This window comes from Amycolatopsis sp. NPDC114505, assembly GCF_055633615.1.
The window spans coordinates 636,863-655,338 of sequence record NZ_JBVKDV010000001.1 but is presented as its reverse complement, the minus strand read 5'-3'; the positions used below and the strand labels follow the sequence as shown (position 1 = coordinate 655,338).

Annotated in this window: 13 protein-coding genes; 10 read left to right on the top strand and 3 right to left on the bottom strand. The window is 71.2% G+C overall.

Going from position 1 to position 18,476, the window contains the following annotated elements:
- The first annotated feature begins 57 nt into the window (after window positions 1-57).
- From ACZ7OU_RS03270 to ACZ7OU_RS03225, 10 genes are all read left to right on the top strand, one after another.
- Window positions 58-1,416, top strand: a complete 1,359-nt coding sequence (locus ACZ7OU_RS03270) for an exopolysaccharide biosynthesis protein (protein WP_470254077.1) — start codon at window positions 58-60, stop codon at window positions 1,414-1,416.
- A complete protein-coding gene (locus ACZ7OU_RS03265; protein WP_470239594.1) occupies window positions 1,413-3,185 on the top strand; it encodes a Wzz/FepE/Etk N-terminal domain-containing protein in 1,773 nt (590 codons plus the stop codon). Before ACZ7OU_RS03270 ends, ACZ7OU_RS03265 begins: the two co-directional genes overlap by 4 nt.
- Before the next feature lie 33 nt (window positions 3,186-3,218).
- Window positions 3,219-5,129: an asparagine synthase (glutamine-hydrolyzing) gene (asnB, locus tag ACZ7OU_RS03260; protein WP_470254076.1), complete on the top strand. Its 1,911-nt coding sequence runs from the start codon at window positions 3,219-3,221 to the stop codon at window positions 5,127-5,129.
- Window positions 5,126-7,309, top strand: coding sequence for a bi-domain-containing oxidoreductase (locus ACZ7OU_RS03255; protein ID WP_470254075.1), 2,184 nt, complete (start codon window positions 5,126-5,128; stop codon window positions 7,307-7,309). The genes asnB and ACZ7OU_RS03255 overlap by 4 nt, the downstream gene beginning before the upstream one ends.
- Before the next feature lie 130 nt (window positions 7,310-7,439).
- Window positions 7,440-9,386, top strand: a complete 1,947-nt coding sequence (locus ACZ7OU_RS03250; protein WP_470254074.1) for a heparinase II/III family protein — start codon at window positions 7,440-7,442, stop codon at window positions 9,384-9,386.
- A gap of 9 nt (window positions 9,387-9,395) precedes the next feature.
- Window positions 9,396-10,919 (top strand): right-handed parallel beta-helix repeat-containing protein, encoded by a 1,524-nt coding sequence (locus tag ACZ7OU_RS03245; protein ID WP_470254073.1) that lies wholly within the window; start codon window positions 9,396-9,398, stop codon window positions 10,917-10,919.
- Between the two features lies 1 nt (window position 10,920).
- The gene (locus tag ACZ7OU_RS03240) at window positions 10,921-12,174 is read left to right on the top strand and encodes an O-antigen ligase domain-containing protein (protein WP_470239588.1); all 1,254 of its coding nucleotides are present in this window, start codon (window positions 10,921-10,923) and stop codon (window positions 12,172-12,174) included.
- Window positions 12,171-13,346 (top strand): glycosyltransferase, encoded by a 1,176-nt coding sequence (locus ACZ7OU_RS03235; RefSeq protein WP_470254072.1) that lies wholly within the window; start codon window positions 12,171-12,173, stop codon window positions 13,344-13,346. The genes ACZ7OU_RS03240 and ACZ7OU_RS03235 overlap by 4 nt, the downstream gene beginning before the upstream one ends.
- A complete protein-coding gene (locus ACZ7OU_RS03230) occupies window positions 13,343-13,990 on the top strand; it encodes a phosphatase PAP2 family protein (RefSeq protein WP_470239586.1) in 648 nt (215 codons plus the stop codon). The genes ACZ7OU_RS03235 and ACZ7OU_RS03230 overlap by 4 nt, the downstream gene beginning before the upstream one ends.
- Window positions 13,991-14,198: 208 nt before the next feature.
- A complete protein-coding gene (locus ACZ7OU_RS03225; RefSeq protein WP_470254071.1) occupies window positions 14,199-14,813 on the top strand; it encodes a maleylpyruvate isomerase family mycothiol-dependent enzyme in 615 nt (204 codons plus the stop codon).
- Here ACZ7OU_RS03225 and ACZ7OU_RS03220 read toward each other — a convergent pair.
- From ACZ7OU_RS03220 to ACZ7OU_RS03210, 3 genes are all read right to left on the bottom strand, one after another.
- Entirely contained in the window at window positions 14,800-15,414 is a 615-nt protein-coding gene (locus tag ACZ7OU_RS03220; RefSeq protein ID WP_470254070.1) for an HAD family hydrolase, read from the bottom strand. The two genes, ACZ7OU_RS03225 and ACZ7OU_RS03220, sit on opposite strands and share 14 nt — an antisense overlap.
- A gap of 166 nt (window positions 15,415-15,580) precedes the next feature.
- Window positions 15,581-17,062 (bottom strand): right-handed parallel beta-helix repeat-containing protein, encoded by a 1,482-nt coding sequence (locus ACZ7OU_RS03215; RefSeq protein WP_470254069.1) that lies wholly within the window; start codon window positions 17,060-17,062, stop codon window positions 15,581-15,583.
- 93 nt (window positions 17,063-17,155) lie between these two features.
- Window positions 17,156-18,472 carry a glutamate-1-semialdehyde 2,1-aminomutase gene (locus ACZ7OU_RS03210; RefSeq protein WP_470254068.1) on the bottom strand — a complete coding sequence of 439 codons (1,317 nt, stop codon included), beginning with the start codon at window positions 18,470-18,472 and terminating at the stop codon, window positions 17,156-17,158.
- Window positions 18,473-18,476 lie beyond the last annotated feature (4 nt).

Sequence of the window (18,476 nt, the reverse complement as noted above, 5' to 3'; positions counted from 1 at the left end):
ACGACGGTTCGGGTAACCGGCCGATCATGTGAACCCGTTCGGCGTACCCGCTCAGGAATGGAGATACCGCCGTTGACTGACGACACGGTGCGCCTGGCCCTGGTCGGGCAGGTCCTCCGCCGGCGCTGGCGGCTGCTGGTCGCCCTCGCGGTCCTGGGCGCGGCGGTCGGCGCCGGCGCTTCGGTGCTCTTCTCGCCCGGCTACCAGACCTCCTCGAGCGTGCTGCTCCAGGGACCGCGCCAGGCGGACGAGCTGCTCACCCAGGCCGAGGTCGCGACCAGCTCGGTCGTCCTCGACCGGGCCGCGGCCGTGCTGCCGTTCCACCCGAGCGGCGCCGACCTGAAGAAGCAGGTCACGGCGTCCGTGGCGAACGGCAACGTCGTGACGATCACCGTCTCGGCCGACACCGCCGAGCACGCCCAGCAGCTCGCCGACCAGGTCGCGCAGCAGTTCGTCAAGTACTCCGGGCAGCTGGCCAGCAACTCCGCGGACGCGTCGGTGCAGCTGGCCCAGGAGCAGCGCGAAACGCTGCGCCAGCAGGTCCAGCTGACCACGCAGAAGATCAGCGACCTCGCCAAGACCGTCGGCGGCGACCTGACCGTCGAGAGCGTCCAGGTCCGCACGCAGCTCGAAGGCCTGCGGACGTCGCTGGAGCAGGCCATCAACGACCTCAACCAGGCCGACCTCGCGACCGGCGTCGGCAACACCGTGGTGCTGGGGGCGTCCGAGCGCCCGACCGGGCCGGCCGCCCCGACCCTGGTGCAGCTCGTCGCCGGGGGCGCGGTCCTGTTCTTCCTCGCCGGCGTGTTCGGACACCTGTTCGCCGCGCGCGCCGACCGGCGGCTGCGGGGCGAGCCGGAGATCGCTTCGGCGCTCGGCTCGCCCATCCTGGCCGGCGTCGACGTCACGACCCCGCAGGGCGACCGCCTCCCGGCGACCGGCCTCTACGGCAAGCTGAGACGGCTGCTCGGCGGCGACCGGCCGTGGGTGCTGCCGCCGGTCGCGACGTCGGCCGACGAGGTCAACCGCGACATCCGCTACCGCCGGGTGCTGGCCCGCCTGGCCACCGGCCCCGCCGACGTCCTGCTGCTCGTGGCCGAGGACGACGAAACCGGCAAGCTGGCCGCCGGGCAGCTCGAGGAGCTGGCCGACCGGCTGTCCGTGCCGCTGCGGACCTTCGAGTTCGCGGCCGGGCGCCCGACGGTGCCGGACGCCGGCCCCGACGCCGGTGTCCTGGTGGTGCTCAGCGCCGGCTCCCGCACCGCGTGGGAGCTCGTCCGGCTCGCCGAAGCCTGCTCCGACGCGGGCCAGGAGATCGTCGGCGCGGTCCTGTCCCATCCCGTCCGGCCGTCCGGGCCGGAAGCCGAACCCGTGGCGGAAGACGCCCCCGAGAAAGCCCTGGCAGGTTCGGCGTGACGACAACCTCCGAAACTCCGGCCGCTCCGCTGGTCGATCTCCAACGCCTGTTCGTCGCGATCCGCCGTCGCAAGCGGCTGTGGCTGGCCACGGCGCTGCTCGGGCTGATCGCCGGCGCCGCGGTCGCGGTCGTGCTCCCGGCGCCGCCGACCGCGGTCACCAAGGTGATCGTCGTCCACCAGGACGACTCGCCGACCGACAGCGGCACGCTGATGCGCACCGACGTCGCCGTGCTGTCGACGACCCAGATCGCCGAAGGCGCGCTGAAGAAGATCAACAGCACCGAGTCGCCCGAAGAGTTCATGAAGAACTACGCGGGTCTGCCCGTGACGAACAACGTCATGCAGATCACCGTCAAGGCGAAGAGCGACGAAGAGGCCGTGGCGCAGGCGAAGGCGCTGGCCGACACGTTCATCACCGACCACGTCCAGCGCAGCCAGGCCGCCGCGGCCGCGCAGTCCAAGGCCATCCTCGACCAGCGGAAGAACGCGCAGGACGAGCTGTCCAAGGTCGACCAGCAGATCTCCGACGAGACCGGCAAGGGCCGCAACGCCAACGCCAGCACCCTCGAAGGCCTCTACGGCCGCCGCGCGGCGCTCGCGTCGCAGATCTCCGACTTCGACTCCCGCGCGCAGCAGGCCGGCATCGGCAGCCCGCAGGTCGCCGCGGGCACCCAGATCGTCGACGCGCCCCGCGCGCTGCCGAAGGCGTTCCTCAAGACCACCGCGACCAACGGCGGCGTCGGCTTCGCCCTCGGCCTGGCACTGGGGCTCGTGATCGCCGCCGTCGGCGCGGTGTCGCGCGACCGGCCGGTGCTGCGCCGTGAGATCTCCACGCACCTCGGCGCGTCCGTGCTCGCCCAGCTGCCGTCCAAGCGCCGGGGCCCGGCGCGGCTGTGGCGGCGCTCCCGGGCGGTGTCCGAACGCCAGCGCGTCGCCACGACGCTGGTGCGCGCCATCAAGAAGGACAAGCCCCAGGTGTCGCTGCTGGAGCTCGGCGCGCCGAAGCTCGCCGCCGCGCTCGCCCTCGACATCGCCGGGGAGCTCGCCGCCGACGGCAAGGCGAGCGTCCTCGACGACCTGCCGGGCGAGGACGTCCGCAAGCTGGCCGCCGAAACGCAGAGCGAGATCACCGTCGTCGGCGCCGGCGACCCGGCCGCCGAGCCGGACGAGCGCCGGGTCGGCGTCGGCACGGTCTCGCCGGGCACCGCGTGGACGGACCTGGAGCACCTCGGCCGGGAGACCGTGCTGGTCGTCAAGGCCGGGCACGCGAACACGCTGTGGCTGCACACCGTGGCGCGGCAGCTCGCCGACCAGCAGATCCCGATCGTCGGCGTGGTGCTGGTCGACCCGGACCCGCGCGACAAGTCCGACGGCACCCTGTGGGATGGCCTGCACACGGCCCTGCGCGGCCGCGCCAAGGCCGCTCCGGCGGTGCACCGCGTCTCGGTCGTCGAGCACGAGGACCGCATCGACGAACTGGCTGCCCGCATCGCCGAGCGCGTCGCGGTCGCCGAGCCGCCGACGCGGCGGATCGCGCCGGTCCGGCCGGTCGGCCCGCCGCCGGCGCTGGCCAAGCCGCCCGCGGCACCGCTGCCGGAACCCGGCAAGGTCAGCGTCCCGGACCACCTGGACGCACCGACGAAGAAGTTCGCCCCGGTCAAGCCGCCGAAGCGGCCGACGCCGTTCAAGCGCGACCACGGCGAACCGGCGCACAAAGGCGAACTGAACGCCGAGCTCGAGTCAGAAAAGAGCGCGGAGGTCTCCTGACCACCGCGCCGCGACGAAGGGGACCCACTCGAGATGTGCGGCATCGCAGGCACCTACCTCTGGCCGGATGGCGGGCCGCTCACCGACCGGCTGACCAAGACGCTGGCCCACCGCGGGCCGGACGGTTCCGGCCGGTACGACCACGCCGTCGGCGGGGGCTCGGTCCACCTCGGGCACCGGCGGCTCTCGATCGTCGACCTGACCGAGACCGGCGCCCAGCCGATGGTCCTCGACGGCCTCGCGCTGAGCTACAACGGCGAGCTGTACAACGCGCCGGAGCTGCGGGCCGAGCTTTCCGCGGCCGGCGTGCGCTTCCGCGGCACGTCCGACACCGAGGTGCTGCTGCAGGCGTGGCGGCGCTGGGGCACGGACTGCCTGCCGAAGCTGCGCGGGATGTTCGCCTTCGCGATGTTCGAGGAAGGCACCGGCGAGCTGTTCCTGGTCCGCGACCAGCTGGGCATCAAGCCGCTGTTCTTCGTGCAGCGCGGCGGCGGGGTCGCCTTCGCCTCCGAGCTGAAGGCGCTCGCCGGCGAGCTGAGCGGGTCGCTGCAGGTCGACAACGCCGCGCTGATCGCGTCGCTGCTCTACTACTGGGTGCCGGACAGCCGCTGCGCCTACCAGGGCGCGGAGAAGCTGCAGCCGGGCACGTGGCTGCGCTGCCGCCCGGATGGCCAGGTCGACCGCGGCCGCTACTGGTCGCTGCGGGAGGTCGCCGAGGAAGGTGCGGCCTTCGAGGGCGAGGTCGACCTGCACGAGGTGATCGCCGAGTCGACCGCCAAGCACCTGATCTCCGACGTCCCGGTCGCGACGTTCCTTTCGGGCGGGCTGGACTCCAGCTACCTGACGGCGCTGGCCGCGCGGTCGCAGCCGGGGATCTCCGCGTACACCATCGGCTTCCGCGCCGAGGACGCGAAGTTCGAGGCGATGCCGGACGACCTCAAGTATGCCCGGATCGTGGCGCGGCAGTTCGGCGTGGACCTCCACGAGATCGAGATCGCGCCGCAGGTGCTCGACCTGCTGCCGAAGATGACCTACCACCTCGACGAGCCGATCGGCGACCCGGCGGCGATCAACTCGTTCATCATCTGTTCGGCCGCGCGCGACGCCGGCGTCAAGGTGATGCTGTCCGGGATGGGCGCCGACGAGCTGTTCGCCGGGTACCGCAAGCACCTCGCGAACCTGATCGCGTTGCGCTACCACAAGGTTCCGGGCGCGGTGCGCAAGCCGGTGGAGTCACTGGTGGACCGGCTGCCGGTCGCTTCGGCCAAGCGCGGGTACCGGTCGGTGCGGTTCGCGAAGCGGTTCCTGTCCTTCGCGGGCCTGCCCGAGGAGACGGCGTTCCGGCGCAGCTACACGATGTACGACCAGGCCGAGCTGCTCTCGCTGGTCAACCCGGACTTCGCGGCCGACGTCGACTCGGTTTTGACCGAGCACGCGGACACCTACAACGACCAGGCTTTGGACGACTTCGTCAACCGCATGTGCCTGGCCGACTCGCGGATGTTCCTGCCCGGGCTGAACCTGACCTACACCGACCGGTCGACGATGGCCGCGTCCACCGAGGTGCGGACGCCGTTCGTCGACGTCGAGGTCGTGCGCGCCGCGTTCAAGATCCCGGGCGACAAGAAGATCGTCGGCCGCGCCGGCAAGGTCGCGCTGAAGAACGCGGCGCTGAACATCCTGCCGAGCGAGATCGTGCACCGGCCGAAGGGCCTGTTCAGCGCGCCGCTGCGGGCGTGGATGAGCCGCGACCTGGCGCCGCTGGTGCGCGAAGTCGTCAACGAGGGCGTGCTCGTTTCGTCCGGGTTTCTGCAGCGGGAGGCGTTGCAGCGCATGGTCGCCGAGGACGCCGCCGGTCAGGAAGACCGCGGCAAGCACCTCTGGCACGTCTTGACTCTTGAGTATTGGTACCGGAACGCGATGTCTGGAGCGGGAGCGAAGTGAAGCAGGTAGTCCAGAACTACAAGAGCGGTGAGCTGGCGCTGCTGGAAGTGCCCGAGCCCGCCTGCAAGGCCGGCGGCGTGCTCGTCCGCACGGTGTACTCGCTGATCTCGACCGGCACCGAGATGATGAAGGTGTCCGAGGCCAGCCTGTCCCTGGTGGGCAAGGCGAAGGCCCGCCCGGACCAGGTCGCGAAGGTCATGCAGAGCGTCGCCACCAACGGCCTCTCGGCGACCTACCGCAAAGTGACGTCCAAACTGGACTCCTACACCCCGCTCGGCTACTCGCTGTGCGGCATCGTCGAGCAGGTCGGCGACGGCATCACCGACGTCGCGGTTGGCGACCTCGTGGCCTGCGCGGGCAACGAGCACGCGCTGCACTCCGAGCTGAACTGGGTGCCCAAGAACCTCTACTCGCGCGTCCCGGCCGGCGTCGACCCGCGGCACGCGGCGTTCGGCACCGTCGGGTCGATCGCCATGCAGGGCGTCCGCCGCGGCGAGCCGCAGATCGGCGACGTCGCGCTGGTCATCGGCCTCGGCCTGATCGGCCAGCTCGTCGTGCAGCTGCTGACGTCGTCCGGCGTGCGCGTCGTCGGCGTCGACCCCGACCCCGAGCGCTGCAAGCTCGCCGAGAGCCTCGGCGCGCTGACCTGCGCGTACCCGGCGTCCGGCATCGTCGACACCGCCGTGGAGGAGCTGACGCACGGCGCGGGCGTCGACCAGACGTATCTCGCGGCCGGCGGCAACACGAATGACCCGGTGGAGCTGGCCGCGAAGCTGTCGCGCGACCGCGGCCGAGTCATCGACATCGGCAAGTGCAAGCTCGACCTGCCGTGGAACGCCTACTACGAGAAGGAACTGGACGTCCGGTTCTCGCGGTCCTACGGGCCGGGCCGCTACGACCCGTCGTACGAGCTCGAAGGCCGCGACTACCCGATCGGCCAGGTCCGCTGGACCGAGCGCCGCAACCTCGAGTGCGTCATCGACCTGATCGCGCGCGACCGCCTCGACGTCGAGCCGCTGATCACGCACGTGTCGGACTTCTCCGCCGCGGTCGAGACGTACAAGGCGTTGAACGAGGGCGAGCTCAAGGCCGTCGCGGTGCTGTTCCGCTACCCGGACGCGGTGGCACGGACGGAGCCGGTGATCACGTCCGCGCGGGTCGCCGTGGCTTCGGCTTCGTCTTCGGCGGCCGCTTTGCCGGCCGGGCAGCCCGTGCGCCTGGGCTTCATCGGCGCGGGCAACTACGCGTCGTCGATGCTGCTGCCGCACCTCGCCGAGCGTTCGGACGTGCAGCTCAAGCACGTCGCCACGACGTCCGCTCTCTCGGGAGCCAACGCGAAGCGGAAGTTCGGCTTCGCTTCGGCGTCGACGGACATCGACAACGTCCTCGGCGACTCGTCGATCGACGCGGTGTTCGTCGTGACGCGGCACAGCTCGCACGCCGAGCTGACGCGCCAGGCGTTGCTGGCGGGCAAGTCGGTGTTCGTCGAGAAGCCGCTGGCGCTGTCGCCGGAGGAGCTGCAGAAGGTTCTGGACGCGATCGAGGAGTCGGGCAACGACCGCCTCCAGGTCGGTTTCAACCGCCGGTTCGCCCCGCTGCTGCACGAGGCCCGCGGCCAGTTCGGCCCGCGCGTTGGCCCGGCGACGGTCCGCTACCTGGTCAACGCGGGCCGTCTCGACCACGGCAGCTGGTACAACCAGACCGCCACGGAGGGCTCCCGCTTCGCCGGCGAGGGCGGCCACTTCATCGACACGGTGAGCTGGCTGCTCGACGCCGACCCGGTATCGGTGTACGCGACCGGAGACCTCCAGGTGACGCTCGGCTACGAGGACGGTTCGACGGCGGTCATCACGTACGCCGAGACGGGCTCATCGGGCTTCCCGAAGGAGACCCTCGACCTCACGGCGGACGGCAAGGTCCTGAAGTTCGACGACTTCGTGCGCGCATCGGTGTACTCCCGCAAGAAGTGGGCCAGCTCCCGGATCCCGAAGGGCCGCGACAAGGGCCAGGCCGCCGAGGTGGACGCGTTCCTGACGGCGGTCCGCACGGGAGGCCCGATGCCGATCTCGGTGGCCTCGATGGCCGCGACGACGCTGGCGACGTTGGCCGCGCAGGCGAGCGTCTCGAACGCGGCGCCGGTCCGGATCGAGGTGCCGACCAAGGCGGGTGCCCCGGCATGAGCAGGCGTGGGGGCGATCGGGCTGCAGCCGGCGCGGAAGGCGGGCGCTCCGGCATGACGAGCGTCCCGCCGATCCGGTGTGCCTCGCGCGGGATGAGTCTGCCGCTGCCGCGGGAGGCAGGTGCCCGGACATGATGGGGCCTGGCTGGTACCTGCGCCGGCTTTCCCGGATGGGGCCGGCGGAGGTCGTCGGTCGTGCTCGGCATGCCGTTGTCCAGCGGCAGTGGCGGACTGCCCTGCCCACGCCGCCCGACTGGCCGTCGCACCCGCGCTTCACGGCCGCGCTGCCGGATGGTGTGCTGGGCAAGGTGCCCGGCGAGGCCGTCAAGCGGCTGCTCGCCACCGCCGACGAGCTGATGGCCGGCCGCGCCGAGTATTTCGGCGTGGTGCGCTCGGACCTGGAGTCGCCGGACTGGTTCCTCGACCCGAAGACGGGCCGGCGCGCGCCGTCGGACGTGTACGCCTTCGACGTGCCCTACCGGTCGGAAGACACCGTCGGCGACATCAAGCAGATCTGGGAGCCGTCGCGCCACCAGCACCTCACCGTGCTGGCCGCGGCGTACGCCCTGACCGGCAACTCGGACTACGCGGAGCGCGCGGCCGCTCACCTGCGTTCGTGGTGGGCGGAGAACCCGCCGCTCCAGGGGCCGCACTGGGTCAGCGGCATCGAGCTGGGCATCCGGCTGCTGTCGTGGGTCTGGACGCGCCGCCTGCTCGACGGCTGGGCCGGCGTCGGCGAGCTGTTCGAGGACAACCCGGACTTCCAGCTCCAGCTGTGGCACCACCAGAACTGGCTTTCGACGCTGCGCAGCCACGGCTCGTCGGCGAACAACCACGTCATCGCCGAGGACGCCGGGCTGCTGGCCGCGGCGTGCGCGTTCGGCTGGTTCCCGGAGTCGCCGCGCTGGCGGACCGAGGCGATGCGCTCGCTCGACGTCCAGCTGGGCCGCAACACCTTCGACTCGGGGCTGAACGCCGAACTGGCGTCCGAGTACCACGGCCTGGTCCTGGAGCTCGGGCTCGCGGCGGCGGTCGAGGCCGACGCGGCGGGCACCCCGGTGCCGGATTCGACGTGGGGCGTCCTGCTGCGGATGACCGACGCGCTGGCGTCCATTGTGGACAACCGGCTCCGGCCGCCGCGCCAGGGTGACGCCGACGACGGCTTCGGCCTGATCGTCGACGGTCTCGAGACCGACCGCTGGGCGTCGCTGCTGGCGACCGGCGAGGCCCTGTTCGGCCGGCTCGACTGGTGGCCGCCGATCCCGGGTGACGACGTCCGCACGCCGTTGCTCGCGTCGCTCGCTTCGCGCACCCCGCGGGCTTCTGGCGTCCGCGCCGGGCGCCGTCCCGCCCACCTGCGGGACGCGGGCATGACGATCCTGCGGTCGGGCCGGATCTGGGCCCGCTGCGACGGCGGCCCGCACGGCTTCCTATCGATCGCCGCGCACGCCCACGCCGACGCGCTGTCGGTGGAGGTCCGCCACGACGGCGTCGACATCCTCGCCGACCCGGGCACCTTCTGCTATCACGGCGAGCCGCGGTGGCGGTCGTACTTCCGCTCGACGCTCGGCCACAACACCCTCGAACTGGCCGGGACCGACCAGTCGGTGTCCGGTGGGCCGTTCCTGTGGACGCGGCACGCGGTCACGAAGGTGCTCGACGTGCGCACCCCCGACGAAGGCCCCTCCCGCTGGACGGCGGCCCACGACGGCTACGCGCCCGCGGTCCACCGCCGCACGGTCCAGCTCGACGGCGACGTGCTGAAGATCGTCGACGAAGTGCTCGGCGACGCCCGCCCGGCCGCCCGCCTGGCGTTCCATCTCGGTCCGGCGGTCACCGTCCGGCTCGAGGGGAACGTCGCCCACCTGAACTGGCAAGGCACCGCCACGGGTTCCGTGGCCCCGGTGCACACCGCCGTCATGGAACTGCCGCCCGAGCTGTCGTGGACGGCCCACCGCGGTGAGCTCGACCCGCCCCTCGGCTGGTACTCCACGGGCTTCGGCCGGAAGGAACCTTCGACCACGCTCGTCGGCTCCGGCACCCCCGGAAACCTCGCCACCCTGCTCCGCTTCAGTTAGGACCCGCCCGTGACAGCCCGCCGCTCCCGACTCCGCCGTGCCGCTCCGCTGCTCGGCGTCCTCCTCACGGTCGCGGCGTGCTCGAGTGGCCCGGACAGCACCGGCCCGGCCCAGGCGACCGCCGTCCCCAGCGGGTCGGTCGCGGCGGTCTGCGACAAGGAACCGGCCGGCCCGTCGACGGCCCCGGCGGGCGCGGTCATCGTCGACCCGGCGGTGCCCGGCGACCTCGCCACCAAGACACGCGCGGCCGGAGGCGGCACGACGTTCTGGCTCAAGCCGGGCAAGCACATCCTCGGCGACGACAAGTACGACCAGGTCTCGCCCAAGGACGGCGACGTCTACATCGGCGCGCCCGGCACGGTCGTCGACGGCCGGAAGATCAACCAGTACGCGTTCACCGGCCACGGGACGAACGTCAAGCTCACCTACCTGACGGTCCAGGGCTTCGTCGCGCCCCGCGACGAAGGCGTGGTCAACCACGACTCCGGCGACGGCTGGGTGATCGAGCACTCGACCATCCAGGACAACGACGGCGCCGGCCTGATGGCGGGCGCTCGCCAGCAGGTGCGCGGCAACTGCCTGCGCCGCAACGGTCAGTACGGGATCAACGCCTTCTCCGGCAACACCCCGATCACCGCGCTGGTCGTCGAGGGCAACGAGATCGCGGGCAACAACACCGGCGACTGGGAAGCCAAGATCGACGGCTGCGGCTGCACCGGCGGCGTCAAGTTCTGGGACGTCAACGGCGCCGACGTGCGCGGCAACTGGGTGCACGACAACAAGGGCACCGGCCTGTGGGCCGACACGAACAACAACGACTTCCTCATCGAGGGCAACCTCATCGAGAACAACGACAGCGCCGCGATCATCTACGAGATCAGCTACAACGCGATCATCCGCGACAACACGATCCGCAAGAACAACTGGGTCGACGGCCGCCGGTACGCCGACAAGGGCGACAACTTCCCGACCCCGGCGATCTACATCTCCGAGTCCGGGGGCGAGCCGCGGATCAAGGCGCGGACGGCGAAGCTCGAGATCTCCCGCAACTACCTGGAGAACAACTGGTCCGGGATCACGTTGTGGGAGAACGCCGACCGGTACTGCAACAGCCCGGCCAACACCTCGTCCGGGGACTGCACCCGGCTGGTGCCCGACGTCAAGACGTGCGCGGACCCGGCCATCACCAGCGGGCCGCTGCTGAGCGACTGCCGCTGGAAGACCCAGCACGTCGACATCCACGACAACAAGTTCGTCCTGGACCCGGCCGTCGTCGGCTGCCAGGCGTCGTGCGGCCGGATGGGCCTGCTCTCGAACTTCGGCACCTACCCGGACTGGTCGCCGTACAAGGGCGACGTCGTCCAGGAGGCGATCACGTACAAGCAGGACAACCGCTGGCACGACAACAGCTACGCCGGCCCGTGGACCTTCATCGCGTACACGACCGACCGCATCCTCGAGGTCGGCGAGTGGGAAGGCTCGCCGTACTCGCAGGACACCGGCAGCACGTACACCGCACAGGGCGGGGGCTGACATGACGGCGCAAACCGGTATCGCGGGCATCCGCGGCGACGCCGCGGCCGAGCCGGCGTCGGCGACGCCGAAGTGGGCCGCGTTGGCGTGGGCCCTGCTGATCATCAACACGCTCGGCTCGACCGGCGCGAAGACGGTCATCCCGCTCCCGCGCTCGGTCAGCCAGCTGGTCACCATGGGCTCGCTGATGACGGCGTTCGTGATCGCGCTGGCGCTGAACAAGCACCTGCGGATCCGGCCGAGCGCGTACCTGCTGCTGCTGACGTTGCTGCTGCTGACGAGCATCCTGTCCAGCGCCGACCTGCAGGAGGGCGCGGGCGCGTTGTTCCGGTGCTTCCGGCTCACGGTGTTCGTCTCCACGCTCTGGTTGCTGACCCGCTGGTGGGACGGCGGGTTCACGTTCGTCCGAGCCCATATCCGGACGTACTCCGTCGTGCTCGCGTCGGTGGCGATCGGCCTCGTGATCTCGCCCGGCAACGCGATGCCGGAGGAGTACGGCGGCCGGCTTTCGGGCGCGGTCTGGCCGCTGACCCCGCCGCAGATCGGCCAGTACGCGGCGGTCATCTCCGGGCTCACGCTCCTTCTCTGGTTCGGGCGTCGCACGACGTGGCGCAGCGCGGTGTACATCGTGGTGCCGGCGTTGGGGCTGTTGCTGCTCACGCACACCCGCACGGCGACGCTCGGCCTGGTCGCCGGGCTGGCCGTGGCCTTCCTGTCGATGCTGCTGACCAGCGCCCGCGCGCGGAAGGTGTTCGCCTGGACGGTCGGCGTCGGCGGGGTCTCCGGCGTGGTGCTGGCGGGGGCGCTGCAGGCGTGGTTCCTCCGCGGGCAGAGCGCGGACAACTTCTCCAGCCTGACCGGCCGCGCGAAAGTGTGGGACGCGCTGCTGGAAGCCCCGCGGACGACGTCGGAGTACATCTTCGGGGTCGGGCTGACGGACAAGTCCTACGACGGCCTGCCGATCGACAACAGCTGGCTCGCGATCTACCACGAGCAGGGCTTCGTCGGGATCGCGCTGGTGGCGGGGTTCCTCCTCACGTTGGTCGTGGTGGCGGTGCTGCGGCCGCCTTCGCTGGCTCGCGCGTGCGCGATCTTCCTGATCACCTACTGCCTCTCGGCCTCCTACACCGAAGCCGGTCTCGGCGACGCGTCGCCGTACCTGCTGCACTTGGCCCTGGCCGCGTCGCTGCTGGTCCGCGGGGCGCCGCAGTCCGACGAACAAGCATTCATCCCGGCGAAGGGGACAAGCGCGTGAAGGTGCTCGTGGTGCACAACCGGTACCGCTCCGAGCAGCCGAGCGGCGAGAACAACGTCGTCGACGCCGAGGTGACGCTGCTCGCCGAGGGCGGCCACCAGGTGTCGCTGTTCGAGCGCCGCAGCGACGACATCGCCACCATGCCGGTGCCCCGCAAGGCCGCGGTGCCGCTGACGGTGCCGTGGAACCCGGCGGTGCGGAAGGAGCTCGCCGCCCGGCTGCGCGCGTCGCGCCCGGACGTCGTGCACATCCACAACACGTTCCCGCTGCTGTCGCCGTCGGTGGTCGCGGCCTGCGCGGACGCGGGGGTGCCCGCGGTCGCGACGCTGCACAACTACGGGATGGTCTGCCCACCCGGCACGCTCCACCGCGACGGCCGCATCTGCACCGAGTGCGTCGGCGGCGCACCGCTGCCGGCCGTGAAGCACGGCTGCTATCGCGGTTCACGCGTGGCGACGCTCCCCATGGCGGCGAGCACGGCCGTGAACCGGCGCCGGTGGTGGACGGGCATCTCCCGGTTCTTCTGCATTTCGGCGGCTCAACGTGACCTCCTGGTGTCGGCCGGAATGCCCGGCGAACGGATGGCGGTGAAGCACAACTTCGTCACCGACCCCGGCGTCCGCCGCACCGGCGACGGCAAGCACGTGCTGTTCCTCGGCCGCGTCACCGAGGAGAAGGGGGTCGGCCTCCTGATGCGGGCGTGGGACCGCCTCGGCGGTGCCCTGGGGATCCCGCTGGTCATCGCCGGCACCGGCCCGATGCAGGACGAGGTCGCGACCTGGGCGGCCGGCCGCGCCGACGTCTCGTACGTCGGCCTGCAGAACAAAGCGGAGTGCCGGGCCCTGACGGCCGACGCGGTGGCGGTGGTGGCGCCTTCGACGTGGCTGGAGGCGTTCGGCCTGGTGGTCGTCGAGGCCATGGCCGCGGGCGTCCCGACGGTGGCGGCGTCGCACGGCGCGTTCCCGGAGCTGGTGGAAGACGGCGTGACCGGCCTTCTGCACGCACCGAACGACGCCGACTCGCTCGCGGACCGGCTGCGGGTGGTGGCCGGCGACCGCAACCACGAGATGGGCGACGCGGCCCGGGTCCGGTACGAGAAGGACTTCACGCCCGCGGTCGGCTTGGACCGGTTGATCGCCGGGTACGAGGCGGCGATCGAGGCGCACGGGTGAGGCAGCTGGTCCGTGAGGCGCCCGCGGCCCTGCCGGCCGCGTTGCGCGCCCCCCTGGCCATGACGGCTGCCCTCGCGACGGCGGTCATGGTCGCCCTGGGCATCCTGCACTTCCACGACTCGGGGCTGACGGGGATCGACGCGGCGGTGCTCCCGTCGATCGACGGCGTCCAGCCGCCGTGGCGGTACGTGGCCCTGGTCTTCGACTTCGGCGGCGAGCCCGTGGGGTCGACGATCCTGGTCGCGGTGCTCGCGGTGGTCTGCTTCCTGCTCCACCGCATCCGGACGGCCGTGCTGACCGTGCTCGGCGTAGTGGCCACGGTGGCGGTGACGACGCTGCTGAAGCCGATCGTCGGCCGCACCATCCACGGCGAGTTCCTGTCTTATCCGAGCGGCCACACGGCGTTGGCCACCGCGCTGGCGGTGGTGATCGCACTGCTGCTGGCCGACCGACTGGGTCTCGGCCGGGCACCGGCGGTGGTCCTGGTTCTGGGGTTGGCCTTCGTCGCCGGGCTGGCGATGGGGTGGGCCGAGGTGGCTCTGGGCGCCCACTACCCGACGGATGCCCTGGGTGGGTTCTGTGCCGCGCTGGCGGCCGTCCCGGCGACGGCATGGCTCGTGGATCGCGTGGCCGAACGGCTGTGAGGCCGGGCCGCCGGACGCTGGGGTGGCTGATCGGCGAATCAGGCTGAGGAATGGTCGCGCCGGATCCGCGTGGTCACGCAGCCTTCGCAGCCGGTGCGAGAACCCTCGCGATGCTGTTCCGGCTGGGCCGGTGCCGGTCTCCACCCAGCTGTCGGTCTGGGGCGGTCGCGTTCGTCGGTGGGGTGACCTACCTGCGAAGGAGAGACCGATGATCCAAGACCTGATCGCCGCCGAACGGCGGGAGCTGGCCGACGTGCTCGGTGAGCTGTCGCCGGCCGGCTGGGGCTCGGCGACCCTGTGTGCCGGGTGGCGGGTTCCCGAGGTGGTCGCCCACATGACCATGCCCTTCCGGTTCTCGACCGGACGGTTCGTGCGCGAGATGGTGAAGTCCGCGGGCCGCTTCAACCGGATGGCCGACCGCGTGGCTCGCCGGGAGGCCGTCGAGCTTTCCCGGGAAGCCTTGGTCGCCTCGCTGCGGGACAACGCCGACCACCAGTGGCGGCCGCCCGGCGGCGGACCGGAAGGCGCTCTGAGCCACGACGTGATCCACGGCCTCGACATCACGACCGCTCTCGGGCTGGAACGCCGCGTGCCCCGGGAACGGCTGGAAGTGGTTCTCGGCGGGATCAGACCGAAGCACGCGAAGTACTTCGGCGTCGACCTGACCGGCGTCTGCCTGCGTGCCGACGATCTCGACTGGTCGTACGGCGACGGGACTCTGCTCACCGGGCTGGCCCAAGACCTGCTTCTTGTTCTCTGCAACCGGCGTCTGCCGGCGGGACGTCTTCGGGGAGAGCCGAGCGCGCGCTTCACCACGGTCTGAGCTCCTTCCGCAAAGCCTCCATTGTGGACAGTTGAGTTGTGCCGTACCGCAACGCCTGCAGTCCCGCGGCGCGCGCGGCCGAGACGTTCTCCGCGCGGTCGTCGATGAGCAGGATCCGGTTCGGTGCGACGTCGAGGCGGAGGCAGACGGTCGTGAACGCTTCGGGCGCCGGCTTGCGCACTCCGGTGTCGCCGCTGACGAACCAGTCGGTCAGGTACTCGCCGAGGCCGAACCGCTCGCGCAGGAGCTTCGACCACTCGCCGACGTCGTCGCTCAGGCACCCGAGCCGCACTCCGGTGGCGTCGAGCTCGGCGAGGACCGCGACCACGCCTTCGGTCAGGCGGTGGTTCCGGCAGTACTCCTCGTCCGACCCGCCGGACGCGCCGGCCGTCGCCCAGAAGTCGGCTGAGGACATCTTGCCGAGGCTGCATTCCTGGTACAGCTGGGCGATTTCCTCCCGGCGAAGCACGCAGCCGTGACTGCGGAGATAGGGCACGAGCAGCTCGCCGACGTCGTCGGCGGAGGAGTAGAGGACGCCCATCGCGTCGAACAGGACGACGTCGATCGCGTCGCGGTCGAGGGGTGCGGGGATGGCGGACATGTCTCCGACGGTACCGAACACCCGTGCGAACGCCATCGCTGAAACGGGTGAAGTGCGGCTGTCCGGAATTCTCCGTTCACGACTTTTCCCCTTCACCGCAAGGGAAAGAGTGCCCGCGGACGCGGACCGCGTCGAAAAGTGTCGGACCCCGTCGGCAAGCTCCTGATCAGCAGTCGGCGGTCCCACCGTCGAACGAAGAACACTCGTCCTGCGAGTAGGGCTCCGCCCGCCAGCCCGCAGCGTCGACCGTCCTGGAGGTGTCATGCGCGACGAAGGTCCACGGCCCGGCGTAGGAGTTGTCGTGCCACCGGTTGCCCTGCCGGAAAGTGATCGCCTCCTCCACGACGGTTCCCTTGTAGGGAGACCAGTCGGGGAAAGTGCCGTAGTTCGACAGCAGTGCCATCCGCCCGCAGAGGCTCGTGCAGCCCACCCGTCCCGGGTCGAACCGGAAGGTGTTCCCGTGCACCTCCACGCGCTGGGTCTTCCAGCGGCAGTCGTCGTACGCCGGTGGCTGGGCGATCGTGCCGGCCGTGCACGAAGACTTCGAAGCCACCTTGGTGCAGTAGCCCGAAGACGTGTTGGCCGGGCTGTTGCAGAAGCGGTCGGCGTTCTCCCACAACGTGATCCCGGCCCAGTTGTCCTCGAACGTGTTCCCGCTGATGTCGACGGCCGAGGTCCGGGCCGGCACACGGGGCTCGCCGCCCGACTCCGACAGGTACACCGTCGCTGCCGGGAAGTTGTCGCCGCGCGACGCGAACGCGCGGCCCTGCACCAGGGTGTTGCCGCGGAACGTGTTGCCGCGCAGCACGAGGTTGTAGCTGGTCTCGTAGAACAGCGCCTCGGCGTCGTTGGCCTCGAACAGGTTGTCCTCGACGAGGAAGTCGTTGTTGTCCGTGTCCGCCCACAGGCCGGCGCCGTGGTTGCCGTGGACCCAGTTGCCGCTGATGTCGGCGCCGTTCACGGCCCAGAACTTGGCGCCACCGCTGCACCCGCAGCCCGGTACCTTGGTCTCCCAGTCACCGGTGTTGTTGCCGGTGATCTCGTTGCCCTCCAGCACGAGCCCGGTGATGCCGTCACCGGCCTGGTAGGCGTTGAGCCCGTACTGGCCGTTGTCGCGCAGGCAGCTGTGCCGGACGACCTGGCGTGCCCCGGCCATCAGTCCCGCGCCGGCGTTGTCCTCGATGGTCGTGTTCTCGATGAGCCAGCCGTCGCCGGAGTCGTGGTTGACCACGCCCTGGTCCTGGAGCGCGGCGAACCCGCGGATCGTGAGCCCGCGGAGCTCGACGTCGCGGGCCCGCTGGGTGAAGGCCGCCTGGTTGACGCCGCGGCCGTCGACGACCGCACCCGGCGCGCCGAGGTACACGTCGCCGTCCTTCGGGGCGACCTGGCCGAACCGGTCGGTGCCGAGCGTGTGGGTGCCGGGGCGGAGCCAGAACGTCGTGCCGGGCGGGTTCGCCGCCGTCTTGGCCGAGAGGTCCCCGTCGACGCCCGGATCGACGGGGACGGCCCCGGGAGGCGCTTCCTCGTGCTCCGCGGGCTGGTGGTCGCACACCGGCCCGGGCCCGTCGGTGGCCCGCGCGATCGCCGGGCAAGCCACGGCGATCAGGAGCGAGCAAGCGGCGACGAGTACCGCACGAGGTCTGCCCATGGATGGAAGTTACGCACGAACGGGCCGGAAAACAGTCACCCTCAAGTGTCCTCATCGGACCCAAGGGGTGAATCCGGCCCGCCCGTGCGGCGATCAGGCGAACTTGCGGAACACGGGCTGCACCGGCCGCCCGCCCATCCACGGAGTCGGGTCGCTGGCGTCGAGGGCCTTCCGGTAGACCGTGCAGGCCTGGGCGACCACGTCGATCGTCTTGTCGATGTCGGCCTCGGTGAGTGCGGCGCTGACCACGAAGGACGGTCCGAGCACCCCGCCGGAGACCAGCTCGCGCAGGAACAGCGTCCGGTACGGCTGGGACGGCTTGAGCTCCTCGTCGAGCGTGCCGAAGACCAGGTTGCTGGACCGGCCGCGGACGACCACGTGGTCGCCGACCCCGATCCCGGCCGCCACCTCGCGGACGCCGGCGGCGAGCCGGTCGCCGAGAGCGTGAAGCCTGCCGATGACGTCCTCGTCGCGGTAGACGTCCATGACCGCCATCGCGGCGGCGAGGGAGTGGGTCTCCGCGCCGTGCGTGGTGGAGAGCAGGAACACGCGCTCCCGGTCGGTGTGCAGCCCGCCGATCTCCATCAGCTCCCGCTTGCCGGCCAGCGCGGAGACGGCGAAGCCGTTGCCGAGTGCCTTGCCGAACGTCGAGAGGTCCGGGGTGACGCCGTAGAGGCCCTGCGCGCCGTGGGCGGACCAGCGGAACCCGGTGATCATCTCGTCGAAGATCAGCACGGCGCCGTGGCGCGTGGCGAGCTCCCGCAGGCCCTTGAGGTACCCCGGCGGCGGGCCGACCGCGGCGGCCGGCTCCAGGATCAGGCACGCGATCTCGCCCGCGTGGCGCTGCAGCAGCTCCTCCGTGGCCTGCAGGTCGCCGTACGGGAAGGACACGACCGCTTCCGTCGTCTCCTCCGGGATGCCCGCCTTCATCGGCGTGGTGCCGATGAACCAGTCGTCGGTGGAGAAGAAGGCGTGGTCGGCGCACTTGGCGACGATCCGGCGGCCGGTGGCGGCGCGCGCCAGCCGGACCGCGGCGGTCGTGGCGTCCGAGCCGTTCTTGGTGAACTTCACCATGTCGGCGGTCGGGATGTTCTCGAGGAACCGCTCGGCGGCTTCGGCCTCGATGATCGACGGGCGGATGAAGTTGCTGCCCTTGTCCAGCTCGGCCCGGACGGCGTCCAGGACTCGCGGGTGGGCGTGGCCCAGGCTGACTGCTCTCAGCCCGGAGCCGTACTCGATGTACTCGTTGCCGTCGACGTCCCAGACGTGGCCGCCGAGGCCGCGGGAGATGACCGGAGCCATCATGTCGGGATACTGGTCCGAGCCCTTGGCGTAAGTGTGCGCTCCGCCCGGGATGACCCGGTGCAGCCGCTCGTTCGCCTCCGTGGAGCGGGGCAAGTTCGTTCCCATGGGG

What these genes read in the sequence shown, in the direction of transcription:
- asnB (WP_470254076.1), top strand. Translation starts at nt 3,219, where the DNA reads ATGTGCGGCATCGCAGGCACCTACCTCTGGCCGGATGGCGGGCCGCTC.
- ACZ7OU_RS03215 (WP_470254069.1), bottom strand. Translation starts at nt 17,062, where the DNA reads ATGGGCAGACCTCGTGCGGTACTCGTCGCCGCTTGCTCGCTCCTGATC.
- ACZ7OU_RS03240 (WP_470239588.1), top strand. Translation starts at nt 10,921, where the DNA reads ATGACGGCGCAAACCGGTATCGCGGGCATCCGCGGCGACGCCGCGGCC.
- ACZ7OU_RS03225 (WP_470254071.1), top strand. Translation starts at nt 14,199, where the DNA reads ATGATCCAAGACCTGATCGCCGCCGAACGGCGGGAGCTGGCCGACGTG.
- ACZ7OU_RS03270 (WP_470254077.1), top strand. Translation starts at nt 58, where the DNA reads ATGGAGATACCGCCGTTGACTGACGACACGGTGCGCCTGGCCCTGGTC.
- ACZ7OU_RS03210 (WP_470254068.1), bottom strand. Translation starts at nt 18,472, where the DNA reads ATGGGAACGAACTTGCCCCGCTCCACGGAGGCGAACGAGCGGCTGCAC.
- ACZ7OU_RS03220 (WP_470254070.1), bottom strand. Translation starts at nt 15,414, where the DNA reads ATGTCCGCCATCCCCGCACCCCTCGACCGCGACGCGATCGACGTCGTC.
- ACZ7OU_RS03250 (WP_470254074.1), top strand. Translation starts at nt 7,440, where the DNA reads ATGATGGGGCCTGGCTGGTACCTGCGCCGGCTTTCCCGGATGGGGCCG.